This is a genomic window from Streptacidiphilus sp. P02-A3a (assembly GCF_014084105.1).
Classification (GTDB): Bacteria; Actinomycetota; Actinomycetes; order Streptomycetales; family Streptomycetaceae; genus Streptacidiphilus.
In genome coordinates this window covers 5,411,649-5,429,806 of sequence record NZ_CP048289.1, presented here as the reverse complement: position 1 = coordinate 5,429,806, position 18,158 = coordinate 5,411,649, and the positions used below count along the sequence as shown (strand labels likewise).

17 protein-coding genes are annotated in these 18,158 nt (G+C 74.1%); 9 read left to right on the top strand and 8 right to left on the bottom strand.

Going from position 1 to position 18,158, the window contains the following annotated elements; translation table 11 throughout:
• Positions 1-135: 135 nt before the first annotated feature.
• The 3 genes from GXP74_RS23440 to GXP74_RS23430 form a co-directional block, all read right to left on the bottom strand.
• A complete protein-coding gene (locus tag GXP74_RS23440; protein WP_182453215.1) occupies positions 136-978 on the bottom strand; it encodes an SAM hydroxide adenosyltransferase in 843 nt (280 codons plus the stop codon).
• Between the two features lie 290 nt (positions 979-1,268).
• Positions 1,269-2,255, bottom strand: a complete 987-nt coding sequence (locus GXP74_RS23435) for an ABC transporter permease (RefSeq protein ID WP_182453214.1) — start codon at positions 2,253-2,255, stop codon at positions 1,269-1,271.
• Between the two features lie 8 nt (positions 2,256-2,263).
• Positions 2,264-5,098, bottom strand: coding sequence for an alpha/beta fold hydrolase (locus tag GXP74_RS23430; RefSeq protein WP_225448132.1), 2,835 nt, complete (start codon positions 5,096-5,098; stop codon positions 2,264-2,266).
• A gap of 165 nt (positions 5,099-5,263) precedes the next feature.
• On the opposite strand from GXP74_RS23430, the gene GXP74_RS23425 reads away from it, so the two are divergent.
• Positions 5,264-5,890, top strand: a complete 627-nt coding sequence (locus GXP74_RS23425; protein WP_182453213.1) for a DinB family protein — start codon at positions 5,264-5,266, stop codon at positions 5,888-5,890.
• Here the strand turns inward: GXP74_RS23425 and GXP74_RS23420 are convergent.
• Positions 5,880-6,185, bottom strand: coding sequence for a hypothetical protein (locus GXP74_RS23420; protein WP_182453212.1), 306 nt, complete (start codon positions 6,183-6,185; stop codon positions 5,880-5,882). The two genes, GXP74_RS23425 and GXP74_RS23420, sit on opposite strands and share 11 nt — an antisense overlap.
• Before the next feature lie 268 nt (positions 6,186-6,453).
• On the opposite strand from GXP74_RS23420, the gene GXP74_RS23415 reads away from it, so the two are divergent.
• The 5 genes from GXP74_RS23415 (at position 6,454) to GXP74_RS23395 (ending at position 11,054) form a co-directional block, all read left to right on the top strand.
• Positions 6,454-7,446: an amidase domain-containing protein gene (locus GXP74_RS23415; protein ID WP_182453211.1), complete on the top strand. Its 993-nt coding sequence runs from the start codon at positions 6,454-6,456 to the stop codon at positions 7,444-7,446.
• A gap of 119 nt (positions 7,447-7,565) precedes the next feature.
• On the top strand, positions 7,566-8,678 hold the full coding sequence (locus GXP74_RS23410; protein WP_182453210.1) for an adenosine deaminase: 1,113 nt from the start codon (positions 7,566-7,568) through the stop codon (positions 8,676-8,678).
• 134 nt (positions 8,679-8,812) lie between these two features.
• Positions 8,813-9,472, top strand: a complete 660-nt coding sequence (locus tag GXP74_RS23405; RefSeq protein WP_182453209.1) for an NADPH-dependent F420 reductase — start codon at positions 8,813-8,815, stop codon at positions 9,470-9,472.
• Between the two features lie 520 nt (positions 9,473-9,992).
• Positions 9,993-10,202 carry a DUF5133 domain-containing protein gene (locus GXP74_RS23400; protein ID WP_182453208.1) on the top strand — a complete coding sequence of 70 codons (210 nt, stop codon included), beginning with the start codon at positions 9,993-9,995 and terminating at the stop codon, positions 10,200-10,202.
• A gap of 126 nt (positions 10,203-10,328) precedes the next feature.
• Positions 10,329-11,054, top strand: a complete 726-nt coding sequence (locus GXP74_RS23395) for a mechanosensitive ion channel domain-containing protein (protein WP_182453207.1) — start codon at positions 10,329-10,331, stop codon at positions 11,052-11,054.
• Positions 11,055-11,088: 34 nt separating this feature from the next.
• Here the strand turns inward: GXP74_RS23395 and GXP74_RS23390 are convergent, their stop codons facing one another.
• Entirely contained in the window at positions 11,089-12,645 is a 1,557-nt protein-coding gene (locus GXP74_RS23390; RefSeq protein ID WP_182453206.1) for a CYTH and CHAD domain-containing protein, read from the bottom strand.
• A gap of 251 nt (positions 12,646-12,896) precedes the next feature.
• Between GXP74_RS23390 and GXP74_RS23385 the strand changes: the two genes are divergently transcribed.
• The 3 genes from GXP74_RS23385 to GXP74_RS23375 all read left to right on the top strand — a co-directional run bounded on the left by GXP74_RS23385 (position 12,897) and on the right by GXP74_RS23375 (position 14,795).
• The gene (locus GXP74_RS23385; protein ID WP_182453205.1) at positions 12,897-13,109 is read left to right on the top strand and encodes a hypothetical protein; all 213 of its coding nucleotides are present in this window, start codon (positions 12,897-12,899) and stop codon (positions 13,107-13,109) included.
• A gap of 90 nt (positions 13,110-13,199) precedes the next feature.
• A complete protein-coding gene (locus GXP74_RS23380; protein WP_182453204.1) occupies positions 13,200-14,051 on the top strand; it encodes a VOC family protein in 852 nt (283 codons plus the stop codon).
• A 123-nt stretch (positions 14,052-14,174) separates the two neighbouring features.
• On the top strand, positions 14,175-14,795 hold the full coding sequence (locus GXP74_RS23375; protein WP_182453203.1) for a DUF998 domain-containing protein: 621 nt from the start codon (positions 14,175-14,177) through the stop codon (positions 14,793-14,795).
• A 7-nt stretch (positions 14,796-14,802) separates the two neighbouring features.
• On the opposite strand, the gene GXP74_RS23370 is transcribed toward GXP74_RS23375, so the two are convergent.
• The 3 genes from GXP74_RS23370 to ligD form a co-directional block, all read right to left on the bottom strand.
• Positions 14,803-16,209 (bottom strand): NADP-dependent succinic semialdehyde dehydrogenase, encoded by a 1,407-nt coding sequence (locus GXP74_RS23370; protein ID WP_182453202.1) that lies wholly within the window; start codon positions 16,207-16,209, stop codon positions 14,803-14,805.
• Between the two features lie 64 nt (positions 16,210-16,273).
• Positions 16,274-16,501: a hypothetical protein gene (locus GXP74_RS23365; protein WP_182453201.1), complete on the bottom strand. Its 228-nt coding sequence runs from the start codon at positions 16,499-16,501 to the stop codon at positions 16,274-16,276.
• A 195-nt stretch (positions 16,502-16,696) separates the two neighbouring features.
• Entirely contained in the window at positions 16,697-18,058 is a 1,362-nt protein-coding gene (gene ligD / locus GXP74_RS23360) for a non-homologous end-joining DNA ligase (protein WP_182453200.1), read from the bottom strand.
• Positions 18,059-18,158 lie beyond the last annotated feature (100 nt).

Genomic DNA, 18,158 nt, shown 5'->3' with positions numbered 1-18,158 from the left:
GCGACGTACCAAGGCGAGAGCTCCGGACATGCGTTTCAGCATTCCGGGAGGCCTCGGGCGGTGTCAATCGGGTCGGCTACCATCCGGTAACGCCAAGGTCTCATGTCAGCTGGTGAGATGACCGGCAGTGGGATGTCAGCTGGTCAGCTGCGGCAGCGGGTCGCCCTCGCGCAGGCCGAACAGCTCCGCGGCGGAGCCGCCGCGGACCACCAGTTCGGCGAAGCCGACGCCGGAACTGCCGGTGGTGATGCCGGGCTCGCCACGCGGCACGTCCGGCAGCCGGTCGAAGCCGCGCACCGCGATCGTCCCGCCGTCGTGGTGCCGGCGCAGGTGCAGCGCGTCCGCGCCGACCCGGCCGAAGACGGCGGCGGCCGGCCGGTCCAGCTTGCAGTTGCCGAAGTTGTCGACCACCGCGACCCGCACCGGCGCCGTCGTGTCGGCCGCGTCCGGCACCGGCGCGGCCGTCGCGGGCACCGGGCGGCCGTCGACCAGCCAGCGGGCCAGCAGCGGCACGTACCACAGGCTGCGGAACTGGGTCCGGACGATCTCCTCGACCTGCGCGGCGGAGAGCTCGGCCCACTGCCCGGCGGCGGCCTGCACCACCTCGCGCACGTCGGTGACCTGGACCAGTTCCAGCCCGAAGTACGTCCGCAGCGGCGCCAGCACCCGGGGGGTGAGGGTGCTGATCACCAGGTGCTCGCCGTGCCAGAAGTAGCAGAAGGGCACGCCGTTGGGCCAATGGCCGTCCCGGGGCGCGATGTTGACCAGCACCACCGAGGGGTGCGTCGGGCCGCCGACCAGGTCGGTGGCGCGCAGCAGGTCCAGCAGGGTCAGTGCGGCCACGCCCTCCGGGTCGGGACCGGCCAGCGGCAGGATGCTCGGCGTGGTGCCGAACAGCGCCGCGATCCGGGCGGACTGCCGGGCCACGGCGTTCGGATCGGCGCAGTCGGTGAGAGAGATGACCGGGCGGTGGGACATGAGGGCCTTCGCCTTCTGGTGTTCGGAAGCGATTGTCGGGAAAAGCGGGAGAAAAGGGTGAGGAAAAGACAGGCGGAGGGACCAGCCGCAGGTATCGGGGCAACAAAAAACGGACCCCCGTTTCCGGAGGTCCGTGGCGTCCTGCGCGCACACCGCTTCGCTAGCGAAGCGCCTCCGGTAGCGGGGGCATCATTCGCATCATGGCGAGGGTGGCGGTGTTCGGCATGGACGGATCCTAGCACCCCGTCCGGCGGCCTCGTGCCGACCGCCCGAACGGTGAGACGCGCCGCTCAGCTGACCACGTCCTTGCGCAGGAAGTGCCGCCAGGCCAGGGCGAACAGCACGGTGCTGTAGACCATCGAGGAGAGCACCCCGCGCAGCATCGAGTCCCACTGGACGGTCGGGTCCAGCGCGTCCAGCCAGGCGCCGAAGTAGTGCGTCGGCAGCCAGTCGCGGAGCCCGCCCAGGGCGGTCACGTTGTCCAGGATCGAGGACACGATGACGATCAGCACCGCCCCGCCGACCGCGCCCAGCGGCGCGTCGGTGCGCACCCCGGCGTAGAAGGCCAGCGCGGCCACGAACAGCAGGCTGACCGCCAGGTAGCCGATGATCAGCGCCAGCCGGAGCAGCGCCGCCCCGCCGCCGAGACCGCTGCCGGTCGGCGACTGGACCGGGTGCCAGCCGAACGCGGCCAGCCCGGCCAGCAGCGAGACCGCCGGGAGCAGCAGCAGCGCGAAGCCGGACAGCCCCAGCGCCACGGTGAGCTTCTGCCGCAGCAGCCGCGACCGGCCGACCGGAGCCAGCAGCAGGTACCGCAGGCTGGACCAGCCGGCCTCGCTGGCAACGGTGTCGCCGCAGAACAGCGCGACCACGATGACCAGCAGGAAGCTGGACGAGGCGAAGATGGTGAACAGGGTGAAGTTGGCCGCGCCGACGGTCGCGAAGTCGGCCAGGGTGACCTCGTTGGAACGGTCGCGCGGGGAGGCGCCCAGCTTGTACGCGGCGACCAGCAGCAGCGGCAGCAGCACCAGCAGGCCCAGGGTGATCTGGGTGCGCCGCCGCCCCAGCTGCCGCCGCAGCTCGACCCGCAGCGGCAGGGTGCGGCGCGGGTCGTAGCCGGGTGCGCCACCGTGCGGGGCCGCGGTCGGCGGCGGCACGTCGGCGTGGGACAGCTCGGTGTGGCTGCCCCGGCCGACGCCGCGCCGCCCCGCCCCGGTGAACCCGGTCGACTCGGCTGACTCGGTGGACTCGGTGGACTCGGTCGAGGGAGTGGACATGGCGGGCCTCAGCTTTCGTGGACCAGGTCGAGGAAGACGTCCTCCAGGCGGCGTCTGGGCGCGATCCGGTCGACCGAGAGCCCGGCGTCCACCAGCGTCCGGACCGCCTCGGCGGGCCGGACCTGGTCCAGGTCGACCACCAGCGTGCCGTCGGCCCCGGCGCGGGCCTCGCGCACCCCCGGCAGTTCCGCCAGCAGCGCCGCCGCCCGCTCCGGCTGGTCCACGTCGATGTGGACCGAGGCCGCCGCGCCGATCAGCTCGGCCACCGGACCGGCCGCCAGCAGCCGCCCGCGCGCCATCACCACGCAGTGCGTGCAGGTCTGCTCGACCTCGGCCAGCAGGTGGCTGGAGACCACCACGGTGCGCCCGGTGGCGGCGTAGCGGCGCAGCGACTCGCGCATCTCGCGGATCTGCGGCGGGTCGAGGCCGTTGGTCGGCTCGTCCAGGATCAGCAGGTCCGGCAGCCCCAGCATGGCCTGGGCGACGGCCAGCCGCTGGCGCATGCCCTGGCTGTAGGTGCGGACCTTGCGTTGCAGGTCCTTGCCGAGCCCGGCGATCTCCAGCGCGGCGCTGAAGTCGGCGTCCTGCTCCGGACGCCCGGTGGCGGCCCAGGCCAGGGTCAGGTTGTCCAGGCCGGACAGGTGCGGCAGGAAGCCGGGGCCCTCGATGAACGCGCCGACCCGGGACAGCACCGGCGCGCCGGGGACGATCCGGTGGCCGAACACCCGGATCTCGCCGGAGCTCGGCTGGATCAGGCCGGTGAGCATCCGCAGCGTGGTGGTCTTACCCGCGCCGTTGGGGCCGAGCAGCCCCAGCACCTGCCCGGCCTCCACGGTGAAACTCAGGTCGGTGACGGCGCGGAAGCCGTCGCCGTACGCCTTGCCCAGCCCGGCGATGGAGACCGGCAGCGCCGCCAGTTCCGGCTCCAGGTCGATGCCGCCGCCGGGCCTGCGGTGGCGCAGCCACAGCGCCGCCGCCGCCAGCGCGATCAGCGCGGCCACCGCGGCGATGGCCCACAGCACGGTGGTGGAGCCGCTGTCGTCGGTGTTCGCGGCCACCAGCGGCACGCTGACGGTGCCGCCCCCGGCCAGCGCGATCCGGTAGCCGCGCGGGTCCAGCGGCAGCTGGTACGCGGCGTCGGTGGTGGACACCACCAGCCGCAGCCGGTCCCCGGCCGGGAAGTCGTGCACCACGCCCGGCAGCGCCACGGTGACGATGGTGCCCGCCGGGGTCAGCCCGGTCAGCCGGACCGGGGCGACCAGCTGGTTCGGCAGCACGCTCTGGCTGCCGTCGGGGGAGAGGTCGTACAGCTTCGCGAACAGCGTGGCGTCGGTGGTACCGGGGGTGGCCGGGGTGACCCGCAGCGCGACCCTGGCCGCGCCCACGTCGCGGACGGTCGCGGTCAGCGGCGCGCTGGTGAACACCGCCTGCTGGTCGGTCGGCCCGGCCAGGGCGGCCCCCAGCGCCGGGGTGCCGGTGGCGAGCTGGGACAGCGTCCCGCCGAGGCCGGGCAGGCTGGTGGTGGCCGCGGGATAGCCCCCGGCCGGGGCCAGCACGGTCTGCTCAGGTCCGTCCAGCCGTAGCCGCGTGCTGCGCGCGGGCGCGGCGCCGGGCAGCCCGGGGTAGCCGGGAGCGGTCAGCACGGAACTGCTGACGGTGCCGCTCTCCAACGACAGGCTGGTGCCGGTCTTGGTGAAGCTGAAGCTGCCGGACGGGGCCGGGCCCTGGTGCTTGAGGTAGTGGTCGAACCAGGCCAGGGTGAGCGAGCGCAGCTCGGTGGTCTCGGCGGCGGTACCGGGCGCGTCGTGGCCGCCGGAGTACCAGGCGACCTTGACGGGGGTGCCGTGGGCGGCGATGCCCCGGGCGTTGGCGTCGGCCTGGTCGAGGCCGAACAGCGAGTCGTCCTCGCCCTGGACCAGCAGCGTCGGCGCGTCGATCCGGTTCAGCACCCCGGCCGGACTGGACGCGGCGAGCAGGCCCAGCAGCCCGGGCGCGGGCGTGCCGTCACCGGCCGCGGTGGCCCGGTAGGCGGAGCAGATGTCGGGCGCGAACCGGCCGCAGGGGTTGCCGGTGCCGCTGCTGCCGCTCGCGCTGTTGGTCCCACTGGCGTCGTCCGACCCGGAGCCGAAGAAGTCCCCGGCCCAGGCCTTCTTGAACACCCCGGGCCCGGCCGTGCCCTGACCGGACGTCGCCGCCTGGCCGAACAGCGAGCCGCCCAGGCTGTTCCAGGTGATCTGCGGGGCGATGGCGTCCACCCGGTGGTCGTAGGCGGCCACCAGCAGGCTCAGCGCACCGCCGTAGGAGGGACCGGTGAAGCCCACCCGGGGGTCGCCGGGGCCGTCCTTCAGCACCTCCGGCAGGGTGCCGAGCAGGTCGATCATCCGCTCCGCGTCCTTCACCTCGTACTGCGGCGAGTCGAGGTGGATCAGCCCGCCGGAGTGGCCGAAGCCGCGCGCGGAGTAGGTCAGCGCCACATAGCCGTGCTGGGCCAGGTAGAGCGCGTCGGCGGCCTCGTCGTCCTTGCTGCCGCCGAAGCCGTGCGCCAGCACCACCGCGGGCAGCGGGGTGCTGGACCGCGGCAGGTACAGGGTGGCGTCCAGCCGCACCGGAGTGCCGTCCGGCTCGGGCACCCCCGCGATGCTCAGCACCTGCTGGCGCACCTTCGGCGGGGCCTGGCCCAGCGCGCTGTAGCCGCCGATGCCGACGGCCAGCACCGCCAGTACGGCCAGCAGCGCGGCGAGTCGGCGACCGGCCCGCGAACGCGCGCGCAGCCGTTCGGGGAGCCGCGCGGTGAGTCGAGCGGTGAGCCGCCGGGTCAGCTGCTCGGGGAACGCGATGCGCACGTGGGACCTCTCGCGGGACGACCACTGTCGAGTCGTCAACTTACGCTGTCCCCACTCGGGCCCCGGTCAGCGGGTCCCACCACCGCGTCGCCCGCCGCGCGATCCGGTGGCGGACCGGGCAGTGCCGTGTAGCGTGCACCGAGACCACCCCGCAGAGGAGGACCGATGGCGATCCCGCCACGCCTGGCGCCGTTGCTGGACCAGTACGACTACACCCGGAAGCGGCTCACCGACCGGATGACCGGCCCGCGGGGCGAGAGCGGGGACGGGGTGCCGATCGAGGTCCCGGCGATGACCGACGACGAGTACCTCTGGGAGCCGGTACCGGGCTGCTGGTCGATCCGTCCGCGCGCGCACGGGCCGGGCGAGCGCGCGTCCGCGCTGGTCGGGGCGGGCGACTGGGGACGCGACGCGAGCGGCGACGAGCAGCCCTGGCCGCCGCCGTTCACCACCATCGCCTGGCGGCTCGGGCACCTCAGCGAGATGCTGGCCCGCCGCGCCGACTACACGATCGGCGGCCACAGCCTCACCCGTGCCGACTACCGCTTCAGCGGTGACGCGGCGGGGGCGGTCGCCGCCTTCGACCGCGCGGCGGCGCACTGGCGGGAGGCGCTGCTGGCGGCCGACGACACCGCGCTGGACACCGTCGGCCACTGCACCTTTCCCAGCGGAAGCGACGCGGAGGAGCCCTTCATCGACATCGTCTGGTGGGTGAACCAGGAACTGCTGCACCACGGCGCCGAGATCGCCCTGCTGCGCGACCTCTACCGCGAGCTCCGGGTCACTGGCTGACGTCGATCTTCACCGAGGAGCCGTCGGTGCCGCCGAAGTGCAGGTGGTAGCGGCCGAAGGAGAGATCGGTGCTCCGGCTCAGGGTCAGGTCGATCCCGTGCGAGTCGAAGGTGACGGTGTCGTCGTCCAGACGCTTCACGGTGAGCTTCTGGCCGTCCAGGGTGAGGCTCCCGCCCTCCGACAGCGACAGGTGGCAGTCGCCGGAGGCGCACCCGGCGCTGGCGTCCCCGGTGCATCCGGCGGTGAGTCCGCCGCAGGCGAGCACCAGGGCGATCACGGACACTAATCGGCGCATCAGCACGCTTCTCCTCGGGTATTCGCTTGAGCCCACGGGCCCTTGAGGCCGCTCCCGGCGCCAGCCCACCGCGTCCGGGCCGAGCGCGCAAGAGCGCCGACTCGGCCGCAGGCGGCCCCGGTGACCCGATTTCACCCGTTCGGCGGCTGCGCCACGCGGCGCGGGAGCGGGTGTGTCAGGGGGTGGGCGGGACTACGTTCGTGCTGAGGTACGGCGGCCTGACAGGTGTTCACCACCGCCGTGAGGACGCGAGAGCAAGGGACCGACGTTGACGCATGCCGTTCGGAGGCGACTGGCCTCCTCCGTGATCACCCTGGGACTCGTCGCCGCCGGGGCGTACGCGCCGACCGCACCGGCGTTCGCCGCACGGCCGACCGCTAACCGGGCCGGGCACACGCAGCGGTCGTCGGACACCGACGCCGCCGCCCGCACCCTCGAAGTCCGGTACGCGAACGCGCACTGGAACTGGACGGCCTGGAACGACAGCGCACCGGTGGCCCCGGGCCGCGCCCAGCCGAACTACGAGTGCGCCGAGTTCGTCGCCCGTTCGCTGGCCGCCGCCGGACTGGTCCCGGGGCTCGGGCCGAACGACCCGCAGAACGGCTACCGCGCCTACTCCGCGCCCAACGGCAAGGTCTACGACCTGCTGCTGATCTCGGTCCTGCCGCAGTACAACAACCTCTACGCCTACCTGCGGGACAGCGGCGTCGGACAGGACGTCGGCGAGCAGCTCGGCCAGGCACAGCCCGGCGACGTGGTGGTGACCTACCTGGGGACGAACGGCACGGCCAGCCACACCGGGCTGGTCGCCCAGGCTGCCACCGCCACCGGCGAGGCGGGGGTGGACGCGCACAACAACGCCCGGCTCGACTACGGCTACCACTACTACGCGCCCTCGCACCTGGTGCGACTGGCGCCGAACGCGCTGTCGGAGGTCTGGGGCTGGGCCGCCGCGCAGCGGGCGCTGCACCCCGCCCAGCCGCTCCCGCGCCGACTGCCCACCCCCAGCGCCACGGCCGCCACGCCCAGCGCCACGGCCGCCACGCCCAGCGCCACGGCCGCCGTGCCCAGCGCCGTGCCCAGCGCCACGGTCTCGGTCCCGGCGACCGCTTCGCCTTCCCCCGCCGCCACCGCCACCGCCACCGGTACCGCCACCGGTACCGGCAGCGGGCTCGCCGAGCCCGGCCCGGCCGCGCCCGGCATCGTCGACCCGGGGCCCATCGAGCTCGGCCCGCTCGACCCGGCCGCCGCTCAGGTCTGAGAGCACTGCTCGCGCCGCGGATCGGTGCTCAGCGACGAGAGCGGTGGACCGCCCCCGCCGGGCGGCCAGGGAACGAGAAATCCCCGCCACTCTACGCGCGTAGGAGGTAGCATCCGACGATGGACACCAGCCCCGCGCCCCAGCCCGCAGCCGCCCCCCTCCCCGCCGCCGTGGTGCGCCGGGTCCCCAAGGTGCTGCTGCACGACCACCTCGACGGCGGCCTGCGCCCGGAGACCGTGGTCGCCCTCGCCGCCTCCGCCGGATACCAGGACCTGCCGAGCACCGACCCGGCCGGGCTCGGCCGCTGGTTCCGCGAGGCCGCCGACTCCGGCTCGCTGGTGCGCTACCTGGAGACCTTCGCCCACACCTGCGCGGTGATGCAGACCCGCGAGGCCCTGGTCCGGGTCGCCGCCGACTGCGCCGAGGACCTGGCCGCCGACGGCGTGGTCTACGCCGAGGTCCGCTTCGCGCCCGAGCAGCACCTGGACGCCGGGCTGAGCCTGGACCAGGTGGTCGACGCCGTCAACGAGGGCTTCCGCCGGGGCGAGGCCGCCGCCCGCCGCCGGGGGCAGCGGATCAGGATCGGCACGCTGCTCACCGCGATGCGGCACGCCGCCCGCTCCCGGGAGATCGCCGAACTGGCCAACCGCCACCGGGACCTCGGCGTGGTCGGCTTCGACATCGCCGGAGCCGAGGCCGGTCACCCGCCGACCCGGCACCTGGACGCCTTCGACTACCTGAAGCGGGAGAACAACCACTTCACCATCCACGCCGGGGAGGCGTTCGGCCTGCCGTCCATCTGGGAGGCGCTGCAGTGCTGCGGCGCCGACCGGCTCGGCCACGGGGTTCGCATCGTGGACGACATCGGTGTCGCCGAGGACGGCGCGGTCAAGCTCGGCCGCCTCGCCGCCTACGTCCGCGACCAGCGGGTCCCGCTGGAGATGTGCCCCACCTCCAACCTGCAGACCGGCGCCGCCGACTCCTACGCCACGCACCCGATCGGACTGCTGCGGCGGCTGCGCTTCCGGGTGACGGTCAACACCGACAACCGGCTGATGTCCGGGACCAGCCTCAGCCGGGAGTTCGAGCACCTGGTGGACGCCTTCGGGTACACGCTGCGCGACATCGAGTGGTTCACGGTGAACGCGATGAAGTCGGCCTTCCTGCCGTTCGACGAGCGGCTGGCGCTGATCGAGGACGTGATCAAGCCGGGCTACGGGCAGGCGGCGTAGCCCCCGGCGGCCCCGCCCATTCGGACCAGTACAGGAATACCCACCCGGGCGGACCGGTTACGGATGGCCGTGGGACGCGGCAGCGCTCCCACGGTTCGTCAGTCGGCACGCCCAGCGAGTGTGAGGATTCCACTATGAAGATCGGCATCATCGGCGCCGGCAACATCGGCGGCAACTTGACCCGTCGGTTCACAGCTGTCGGCCACGAGGTCTCCGTTGCCAACAGCCGTGGCCCGGAGACCCTTTCGGCCCTGGTCGAGGAGACCGGCGCGAAGGCGGTCACGGTCGCCGAGGCGGCGCGCGGCGCTGACGTGGTGGTGGTGACCATTCCGTTGAAGAACATCCCCGACCTCCCGTCCGGGCTGTTCGCCGAGGCGGCTGAGGGAGTGGCCGTGATCGACACCGGCAACTACTACCCGAAGGAGCGCGACGGGCGGATCGCCGCGATCGAGGAGGGGGTCACCGAGAGCCGCTGGACCGCGGAGCACCTGGGCCACCCGGTGATCAAGGTGTTCAACGGCACCTACGCCCAGCACATCCTGGACAAGCCGCAGCCCAAGGGCACACCGGGCCGGGTGGCGCTGCCGGTCGCCGGTGACGACGAGGCGGCCAAGCAGCGGGTCCGCGCGCTGGTCGACGAGATCGGCTTCGACACGGTGGACGCGGGCGGTCTGGACGAGTCCTGGCGGCAGCAGCCGGGGACCCCCGTCTACGGCCTGTCCGCCGACGCGGACGCGATCACCAAGGCCCTGGCCGAGGCCTCGCCGGTGCGTCCGGACGACTTCCGCGGCTGAGCCCGCCCGGCCGACCGGGGAGCCACGGCTCCCTGACGGGCAACTCCCTTTTTCGCTGTGCTTTCTGACCAGGTGACAAACCTCGTGGGCGGCTCTCCGCCCCGGGGCGGCGGTTCTTTCTGACGTCTTGTCATTACGTGGCTCCGGGCCGTTCGGCTCGGGGCCACGCCTCTGTTCACCCGGTCCGACCACGGGACGGTGATGCTGATGCCGGGTCAGCATCCTTGCCCGCCAAGCGTGTTGTCGCCACTCGGGCCGACGGCCGGGAGGCTCCGGGGGGCGGCTCGGCACGAGCTCGCTGACGCGACGTCAGTCATGATTTTTTGGGGCGGAATTGGACATTACCGGCTGAGTATCGGTACGATTCGCCTCAGTCATCGAGGGTAGTAGCGCGATGGATGACTCGGATCGGACCCGCTCATCCGGCCGCCGATACCGAAGGTTACGCGTTTCCGTCGAGGCCCAGTGTCGGGCCCCCGACGGCACTCTCATCTCCCCGGTAGTTTTACTGGAGTTGGCTATGCCGTTGATCAATCTTGCCCTGTTGCAGCGTCTGGTGACCGAGCTCGACCTGCTGGACGACGGTCCGCAGACGGCCGCCCGCCGTGAGGACCTGTACTACACCCTGTGTGTCTCCACCGGCCTCAGGCAGCCCGAGCAGGCACTCAGCCGTGCTCGCCGGCTCCTGGCCGACCGCGCCCAGCCGTCAACGCCGATGGTGATCGCCTGACCCTGCTCGCCGGGAACCGCCGGCCGCCCGGGGAGCGGGACGCCGCCCCGGGCGGCTAGCATGCGGCGGACGCCGGGGGCCGATCTGCTCCCGAGTCGTTCCGCGACTTCAGGGCACGGTGAGCAGATGGACAGCACGAAGGATCGCCGTGACCGCCGATCGGTCCTGAGCCGGGTCCACCCCAGTGGCATCCGGGTACGCAAGGCGGTGGCGACCACCCTGCTCGCGCTGGCGGGGCTGGTGGTGTCCACGCACTACGGGGGACTCCTCGGCGAACCCCGGGCGCACGCGGTGACCGACCGGGCGGTGGCCGGAGCCAGCGCCCTGGTCTTCCTGGTCTTCGCCCTGATCGCGGTCCGCGGCGCCACCGACGACCTGGTCGCGCTGGTCCCCGAGCGGTTCGGCGACAGCAGGGTCACCACCCTGCGCGTGCTCTGCCTGCTGACCGGCTACGCCATGGTCGTACTGGGTGCGCTGAGCCTGTTGCACGTGCCCTGGAGCAGGCTGATCCTGGGCGGCGCGCTGACCGGGGTGATCGTCGGCATCGCGGCCCAGCCGGTACTCGGCAACATCTGCGCGGGCCTGGTGCTGCTCACCGCCCGGCCCTTCCACACCGGCCAGGACGTCGCCATCCAGGCCGGGGCGCTGGGCGGCCGGATCCAGGGGCGGGTCACCGACATGACCCTGCTCTTCGTGGAGTTGCGGACGGCCGAGGGCACCGTGCTGCTGCCCAACAGCTCGGTGCTGAACTCGGCCATCGCCCCCGGCTACCGCCCCCAGGCCGCGGCGCCCACCGAGCCCCCGCCGCAGCCGGTCGCCCCGCCGCAGCCGGTCGCCCCGCCGCGGGAGTGAGCCCCGCCCCGGCTCAGCGGTCGCCCCGGCGCCCTCACCGCGCGGCAGCGGCCCACAGCTCCGGCAGGTCGGCGTCGTACCTGGCCAGGTCGGCCGCCTGGACGGCGTACAGCACGCCGTAGCCGAAGCCCGGCTCACCGTGCGCGTGGGCGCTCGCGGCGATGCGCGGCAGCGCCCAGCGGGCGAGCACCGCGTCCTGACGCGAGCCGAGCAGGGTCTGCACCGCCTTCATCCGCCGGGCCAGCCGCTGGGCACCCTTCCCGCAGACCGGCGCGGCGCCCTCGGCCGCGTAGCGGGCGCGTTTGGCCGCCCGGCGTACCGCGTGCAGCGCCTGGTCCCGGTCCGCCCCCGGCGGCAGGTCACGGGCGGTGGCCAGTCGGCCGCCGAACCGGCGCCGCTCCCGCCTCAGCACCCGGCGCAGCTCCGCCCGGGCCGCGCCCTCCCCCCGGCCCGTCGGCACCGGGCGGGCGGCGAACCGCTCCAGCCCGGCCAGCAACGCGAAGTACCGGGCGCCGTCCAGCTCGGTGAGCACCTCGCCGTGGTACCGCCGGTACCGGTCGGCGGACCAGACGGTGATCCGCCCGGGCATCGGCCCCGGCCGTTCCGGCTCCGGCAGCTCCGCCGTCCGGCTGAGCAGCAGTTCCCCGATGACCTGGCTGTCCCGGGCCTCGCTCAGGCAGTGCCCCAGCCAGCGCAGCTCCGCCGCCAGCGGTTCGGCGGCCGCGCGGTCCAGCGTGCGCCGGTGGCTGCGCAGGGTGCTGCGCAACCGGCGCGCGGCCACCCGCAGGTCATGGACACCCTCGGGCCGGTCGCGGCGGACCGCGCCGTCCAGCGTGAGCAGGTCCTCCACCTGGGCGCGCACCAGCTCGGTGAGCAGCTCCCCGATCGAGCCGGGGACGGGCGCACCGGGAGCCGCCCCACCCGGACCGGCCGCGCGGCCGTCGCCGTCACCGTCAGCGCCGTCGCCGTCGCCGCCACCGCCGGGTCCGGCCAGTGCCCGGGCCAGCTTGGAGCCGCTGGCGGAACGTTCCAGCCCCGCCGCGCGGAAGCGTTCCTCCAGCGCGTCCAGCAGGGCGGTGTCACCGAGTTCCAGCTCCGCCTCCACCTCCTCCCAGTCGCGCAGCAGCACCTCCCCGGAGGGCTGCGGGATCCGGGCGGTGACCGCGTCTTCGGCGATCTCCGCCAGGGGGCGCCGTTGCGCGTCGAGGAGCAGTCGCCGGTGCCGACGGGTGTGCAGCAGGGCGACCGGGGCCAGGGCTCCGCCCCTGGTCCGGGAGCGCACCCGGAGCTCCAGTTCGCTCGGCACCGCCCCGGGCTCCCCGGCCGTGAGCGGCAGCCGAACCTCCCGGCGGCTGTCCGGGCCGTTCGGCAGCTTCAGGTGCCAGCCCTGGTCGTGGCCGCCGGTGCGGCGGCGCAGGGTGACCCGGTGGGCCAGCAGCAGGCGGTCCTCGGTGTCGTAGTAGACCGCGTCCAGATCCTCGGTCGCGGCCGGTTCGACGGCGCTGACCTGCGGAAGTCCGTGCAGGTCGGGCAGGGTCGCAGCGGCCCTGCGGTCGAACTTCCGCTCCCGCTCGACATGGGTGGTGGCCATGTGGATGTCTCCTCTCACTGGTGGAGCTCCTGATTGGATTCTCGCAGTCGGCGTCCCCGGACCGGCGGCGCGCGGCGGGGCATCCCCGCTCCGTGGTTCACCCGTTCGGAAGCGTGCCGGTCGGCCCCGGGCAGGCCCCCGGTGGCTGTCGGCAGGCGGGGGCGGGAGACCTCACGGCATGGTGTGAGGGTGAGCGACCGTCCGGCCCGACACCGGCCATCGGGACGAGCCGCGGAGACAGGGAGACGACCATGCACGTGTTCGAGATGCGCGCCGAATACGAGGACGGCACTACCGGCGGTCCCGTCCGGCAGTGGCACATGACCTCCGACGGTGCCGACGTCGGCCTGTGCGGCCATCCCGTGAACGTGGACGCCGAGCGGATGTCCGCGGACGCCTGGAGCCACACCCACGAGAAGTTCTGCCACACCTGCGGCGCCCTCTACCTGCGCCAGGTCACCTGACCGGCCCCGCGCCCACCCCCGTCCGCCGGTAGGCCCAGGGCGGTCTCGACGCCCCGGCCACGGGGCCACCGGCACGAAGGAGGACAGCTGATGGACCGGAAGACGATACAGGCGCGCTGCGTGCCCGGCGCCCCGTGCTGGGTCAGCCTGATGGCGCGGGACCTGGAGACCGCGCAGGGCTTCTACGGTCCGCTGCTGGGCTGGCGGTTCGAACAGGGGCCGGACCGGTGGGGCCCCTACTGCCGCGCGGTGCTCGACGGAGTCGCCGTGGCCGGGCTCGGCGCGGTCGCCGCGAGCTGGGAGTTCCCGGTCGCCTGGACCACCTACTTCGGCACCGACGACGCCGACCTGGTCGCCGCCCGGGTGCGGGAGCGCACCGGCATGGTGGTGGTCGGCCCGCTCGCCTTCGACGCCGGCCGCATCGCGCTGGCCACCGACCCGCAGGGCGCGGCCTTCGGTATCTGGCAGGGACGCGCCGGGCCGGTCGACGACCTGGAGCGGCCCGGCGCCCTGGCCTGGAGCGAGCTGCGCACCTCGGACGCGTTCGCCGCGGCCATGTTCTACGGCGCGGTGTTCGCCTGGGACGACCCCAGCCGGTTCGACGTCCGCTGGGAACACGACCGGGTACTGCTGCTCGGCGGCGGCCACGCGCCCGGAGACCACACGTCCGGAGACCACGCGCCCGGAGGAGACCACACGCCCGGCGGGGAGCGGACGCTGGCCTCGCTCTTCGGCGGCGGCACCGAGGCCGCGTTCGACCCTCGGGTCCGCCCCCGGTGGCATGTCTTCTTCGCGGTGAGCGACGCCGACGCGGCCGCGCGGCAGGCCGTACAGCTCGGTGGCAGCGTGGCCACTCCGGCCGAGGACACGCCCTACGGCCGGGTCATCCAACTGCGCGACCGCGAGGGCGGCCTGTTCTGGGCGGTCACCCGCCCCCACTGAGCCCCCGGGCCGACCGGCGTCCGCGCCGGTCGCGTCCGGCGAGCGGTTCGCGACGCGGGTGAATCGCGGGCGGCACGCCGCTGCCTCCCGGGACTGCGCCCGATCCGCACCTAAGGTCGATCCATGCCAGTCATCCCCTGGTGGGCGCTGCTCTCCTCCGGGTGCGCCCCCCTCTTCCTCATCGGCGGCTGGATGACCGCGGCCGTGCTCCAGCCCCCGGGATACAACCCCATCACCCAGACCATCAGCACCCTCGCCGCCCACGGCGCCACCGATCGCTGGGTGATGACCGGGGCGCTGCTCGCCCTCGGCGGGTGCCACGTGGTCAGCGCCCTCGGACTGCGCCCCGCCGCACCCATCGGCCGGATGGTGCTGGCCTTCGGCGGGGTCGCCTGCGTCGCGGTCGCGCTGTTCCCGGAGCCGGACAGCGGCGCCATCGTCCAGCACACCGCGTCCACCACCGTGGGTTTCATCGCCCTCGCCCTGTGGCCGGTGATGGCGGCCAGACGTGGCGAAGCCTGGCCCTGGCCGCTGCGGACCACCCCGTCGATCACGGTCACCGCGGCGCTGTTCGCCGGGGCCATGTGGTTCCTCTACATCCTGCGCCATCACGGTCCGATCGGATCCGCCGAACGGGTGCTGACCACGGCGCAGGCGCTGTGGCCGCTGGTGGTCGCGGTCGCCTGCGCGTGGCACGCGGCCCGGCGGCGCGCCGAGCGCGGCCGGGCTACGTCGAACGGGTGATCCGCGGTCAGTCGCGACCACCGGCCGGTCCGTGCCAGACGGTGGTCACGTTGCAGAACTCCCGGATGCCCTGCGCCGACAGCTCCCGGCCGTAACCCGAGCGCTTGACGCCGCCGAAGGGGAGCGCCGGGTGCGAGGCGGTCATCCCGTTGAAGAAGACCGCGCCCGCCTCCAGGTCGCGGACCAGGACCCGCTGCTCCTCCGGGTCCTGGGTCCAGGCGTTGGAGCTGAGGCCGAACGGGGTGTCGTTGGCCAGCCGCACCGCCTCCTCCAGGCTGTCCACCTGGTACAGGGTGGCCACCGGGCCGAAGCACTCCTCGTGGTGCACCCGCATCTCGGGGGTCACCCCGGCGAGCACCGTCGGCTCGTAGAACCAGCCCTGCGGCAGATCGGCCGGACGGCGTCCGCCGCAGCGCGCCTCGGCGCCCAGCCGCAGCGCGTCCTGCACCAGCTCCTCCAGCTCGTCCCGGCCCTGCTCGGTGGCCAGCGGGCCCACCTCGGTCTCCGCCAGCAGCGGGTCGCCGACGCGCAGCGCGGACATCCGCGCGGTGAAGGCGTCCGCGAACTCCTGGTACACCTCGCGGTGGACGATGAAGCGCTTGGCCGCGATACAGGACTGCCCGTTGTTCTGGACCCGGGCGGTGACCGCGACCTCCGCCGCCCGGCGGACGTCGGCGCTCGGCAGCACCAGGAACGGGTCGCTGCCGCCCAGTTCCAGCACGGTCTTCTTGACCTCGTCCCCGGCGACGGCGGCGACCGAGCGGCCCGCGCCCTCGCTGCCGGTGAGCGTCACCGCCGCGACCCGGGGGTCCCGGATCACCGCGTCGACGCCGGAGGAGGGGATGAGCAGGGTCTGGAAGCAGCCCGGGCGGTAGCCCGCCCGGGTGAACACCTGCTCCAGCAGCAGCGCGGTCTGCGGCACGTTGGAGGCGTGCTTCAGCAGCGCGGTGTTGCCCGCCATCAGGGCCGGGGCCGCGAACCGCACCACCTGCCAGAGCGGGAAGTTCCACGGCATGACCGCGAGCACCGGCCCCAGCGGCCGGTAGCGGACATAGGCGTCCACCCCGCCGGAGTCGGCCACGTCCGCCGGTTTCGGGTGCTCGTCGGCGAGCAGCGACTCCGCCCGCTCGGCGTACCACCGCATCGCCTTCACGCACTTGGCGACCTCGCCCCGGGCCTGCGCGAGCGGCTTGCCCATCTCGACGGTCATCGTCCGGGCGGTGTCCTCCAGCTCGGACTCCAGCGCGTCGGCGGCGGCACGCAGCAGCGCCGCGCGCTCGTCGAAGGAGGTCAGCCGATGGACGGCGAAGGCCTCCGAGGCGCGGGTGAGGGCGATCTCGACCTCCTCGGCGGTGTGCGGGGTGAAGGTCTCCAGGGTCTCCCCGGTCGCGGGGTTGACGGTGGCGATGGGCATCAGCGGGGGCCTTTCAGCGGCGGTGGGCGGCGGTGGGCAGGCGGTGACGTGGGTCGGGCGGGGGTCAGCCGGTGGCGGCGGCGCGCCCGACCGGCATCGGCTCCGGCGTCGGGCCGGGGGCCGGGTCCGGCAGCGGCGGTCCCGGTTCGGGCACGGGCTGCGGCGGCGCCGGGTCGGGACCGGGCCCCGGCGGGATCGGGTCGGGCGGAAGCGGCGGCTGCGGCGGGACCGGCGGTACCGGGTCCGGTCCGACCGGCCTGATGTCCGGGTCCGAGGGCGAGGGAACCCGCATGAGATACCTCCTGGAGCGATGTGAGCGGATGTCGGTACCTGCGCTCGGTACCTTCTGTCAGATCTTCCAGCGATTTCTCCCCCCACCCCGCTTACCCGTACCACCCGGATTCAGTCACCCGAACGGGTGGCGATGCCCGAAGTCCGCGGGTCGCGCCGGCGTCCGGCGGTCAGCAGGGCGCGCAGGCCGCTGGTGTCACGGCGATGACGGCCATCCGCGGCCCGGCGAACGAGAGGTTGCCCTCAAGGATCCCCCTGACCTTGCGGAAGGCGACCCGGCGGGCGGCGTGCCGCACGGCGTGGGCGAGGAGGGCGTCACCCGGAGGAGCATCGCGGAGACGATCGCCCGGGGCCTCGGCCTGCCGGCGGCCCCGCCGACCCGGACGAGGCCGCCGCGCACTTCGGGAACCCGTTCATGGCCACCGTCTACACCATCGACGCGCCCGTCTCCAGCGCCCGCACGCGGGAACTGCTCGGCTGGTCGCCCACCCACCCGACCCTGCTCGACGACCTGGAGCACGGCGACTACCCGGCCGCGCCGGCCTCCTGGGACCGGCCGGTCGCCCGCACCCGGGCCGCCGACCGGCGGAGCGGATAAGCGGCCGTCGCGGTGGCTGCCGCGCAGGCCCTTCCAGACCGGCTGGCGGAGGCTGCCGCCCGAGCCGATGCCCAGGTACTCGACCTCGCCGGTCAGTTCCGGGCGGACGAAGCGGAGCGGATCGCCCCGGTCGATGTCGGTCACCGCGCCGGTGAAGGGGGAGTCGGCGACGGCCAGGGCGCCCAGCCGGGCCGCCAGGGCGCGGCGCTCGGCGTCGGAGAAGCCGGTGCCGACCGCGCCGACGTACCTCGGGCCGCCCTCGCCGGGCAGTCCGAGCAGGAGCGACTTGAGCACCTGTCCCTCGGGGTCGCGGGAGACCCAGCCGCCGATGACCACGTCGACGGACCGGACGTGCTTGATCTTGATCCAGTCCCGGGAGCGGACCCCCGGCCGGTACCGCGAGCCCAGCCGCTTGGCGATCAGCCCCTCCAGGCCCTCGCCCCTGGTCCAGGCGAGCGCCTGGGCCGAGGTCGAACCCGGCCAGGCCGGGGGCACCACCACCCGGGTACCGGCCAGCGGCAGCGCCTCCAGCAGCGCGCGGCGCCGCTCGTACGGCTCGTCCAGCAGCGACCGGCCGTCCAGCCACAGCACGTCGAACAGCATCAGCGTCACCGGGTAGCGGCGCATCGCGGCGGCGATCTCGGTCGGCCGCCGCAGCGGCATCCGCTCCTGCAGCGCGCCGAAGGACGGTCGGCCGCGCGCGTCGGTGGCGATCACCTCGCCGTCGAGCACCGCGCTCCGCCCCGGCAGCAGCGCCGCCAGTTCGGCGAGCTCCGGGTAGCGGGTGGTGGCCTCGTTGCCGCTGCGGGCGAGCAGTTCCAGCTCACCGGAGTCCAGCCGGGCCAGCACCCGCATGCCGTCCCACTTCACCTCCAGGGCGAACCCCTCCGGGTGCCCCGGCATCGCGCCGGGAGTGGCCAGCATCGGCTCCAGCTGCGGCGGTCTCGCGGGAGTGCCCACGGTCGGGTTGCCTCTCTGCCTGGCCCGGCGCCCCTGCCTGCCCGGCCCCCCGGGGAGCTCCGGAAGCTCCACCGTCGCACGGGCCCGTCCGGCGCGCAGC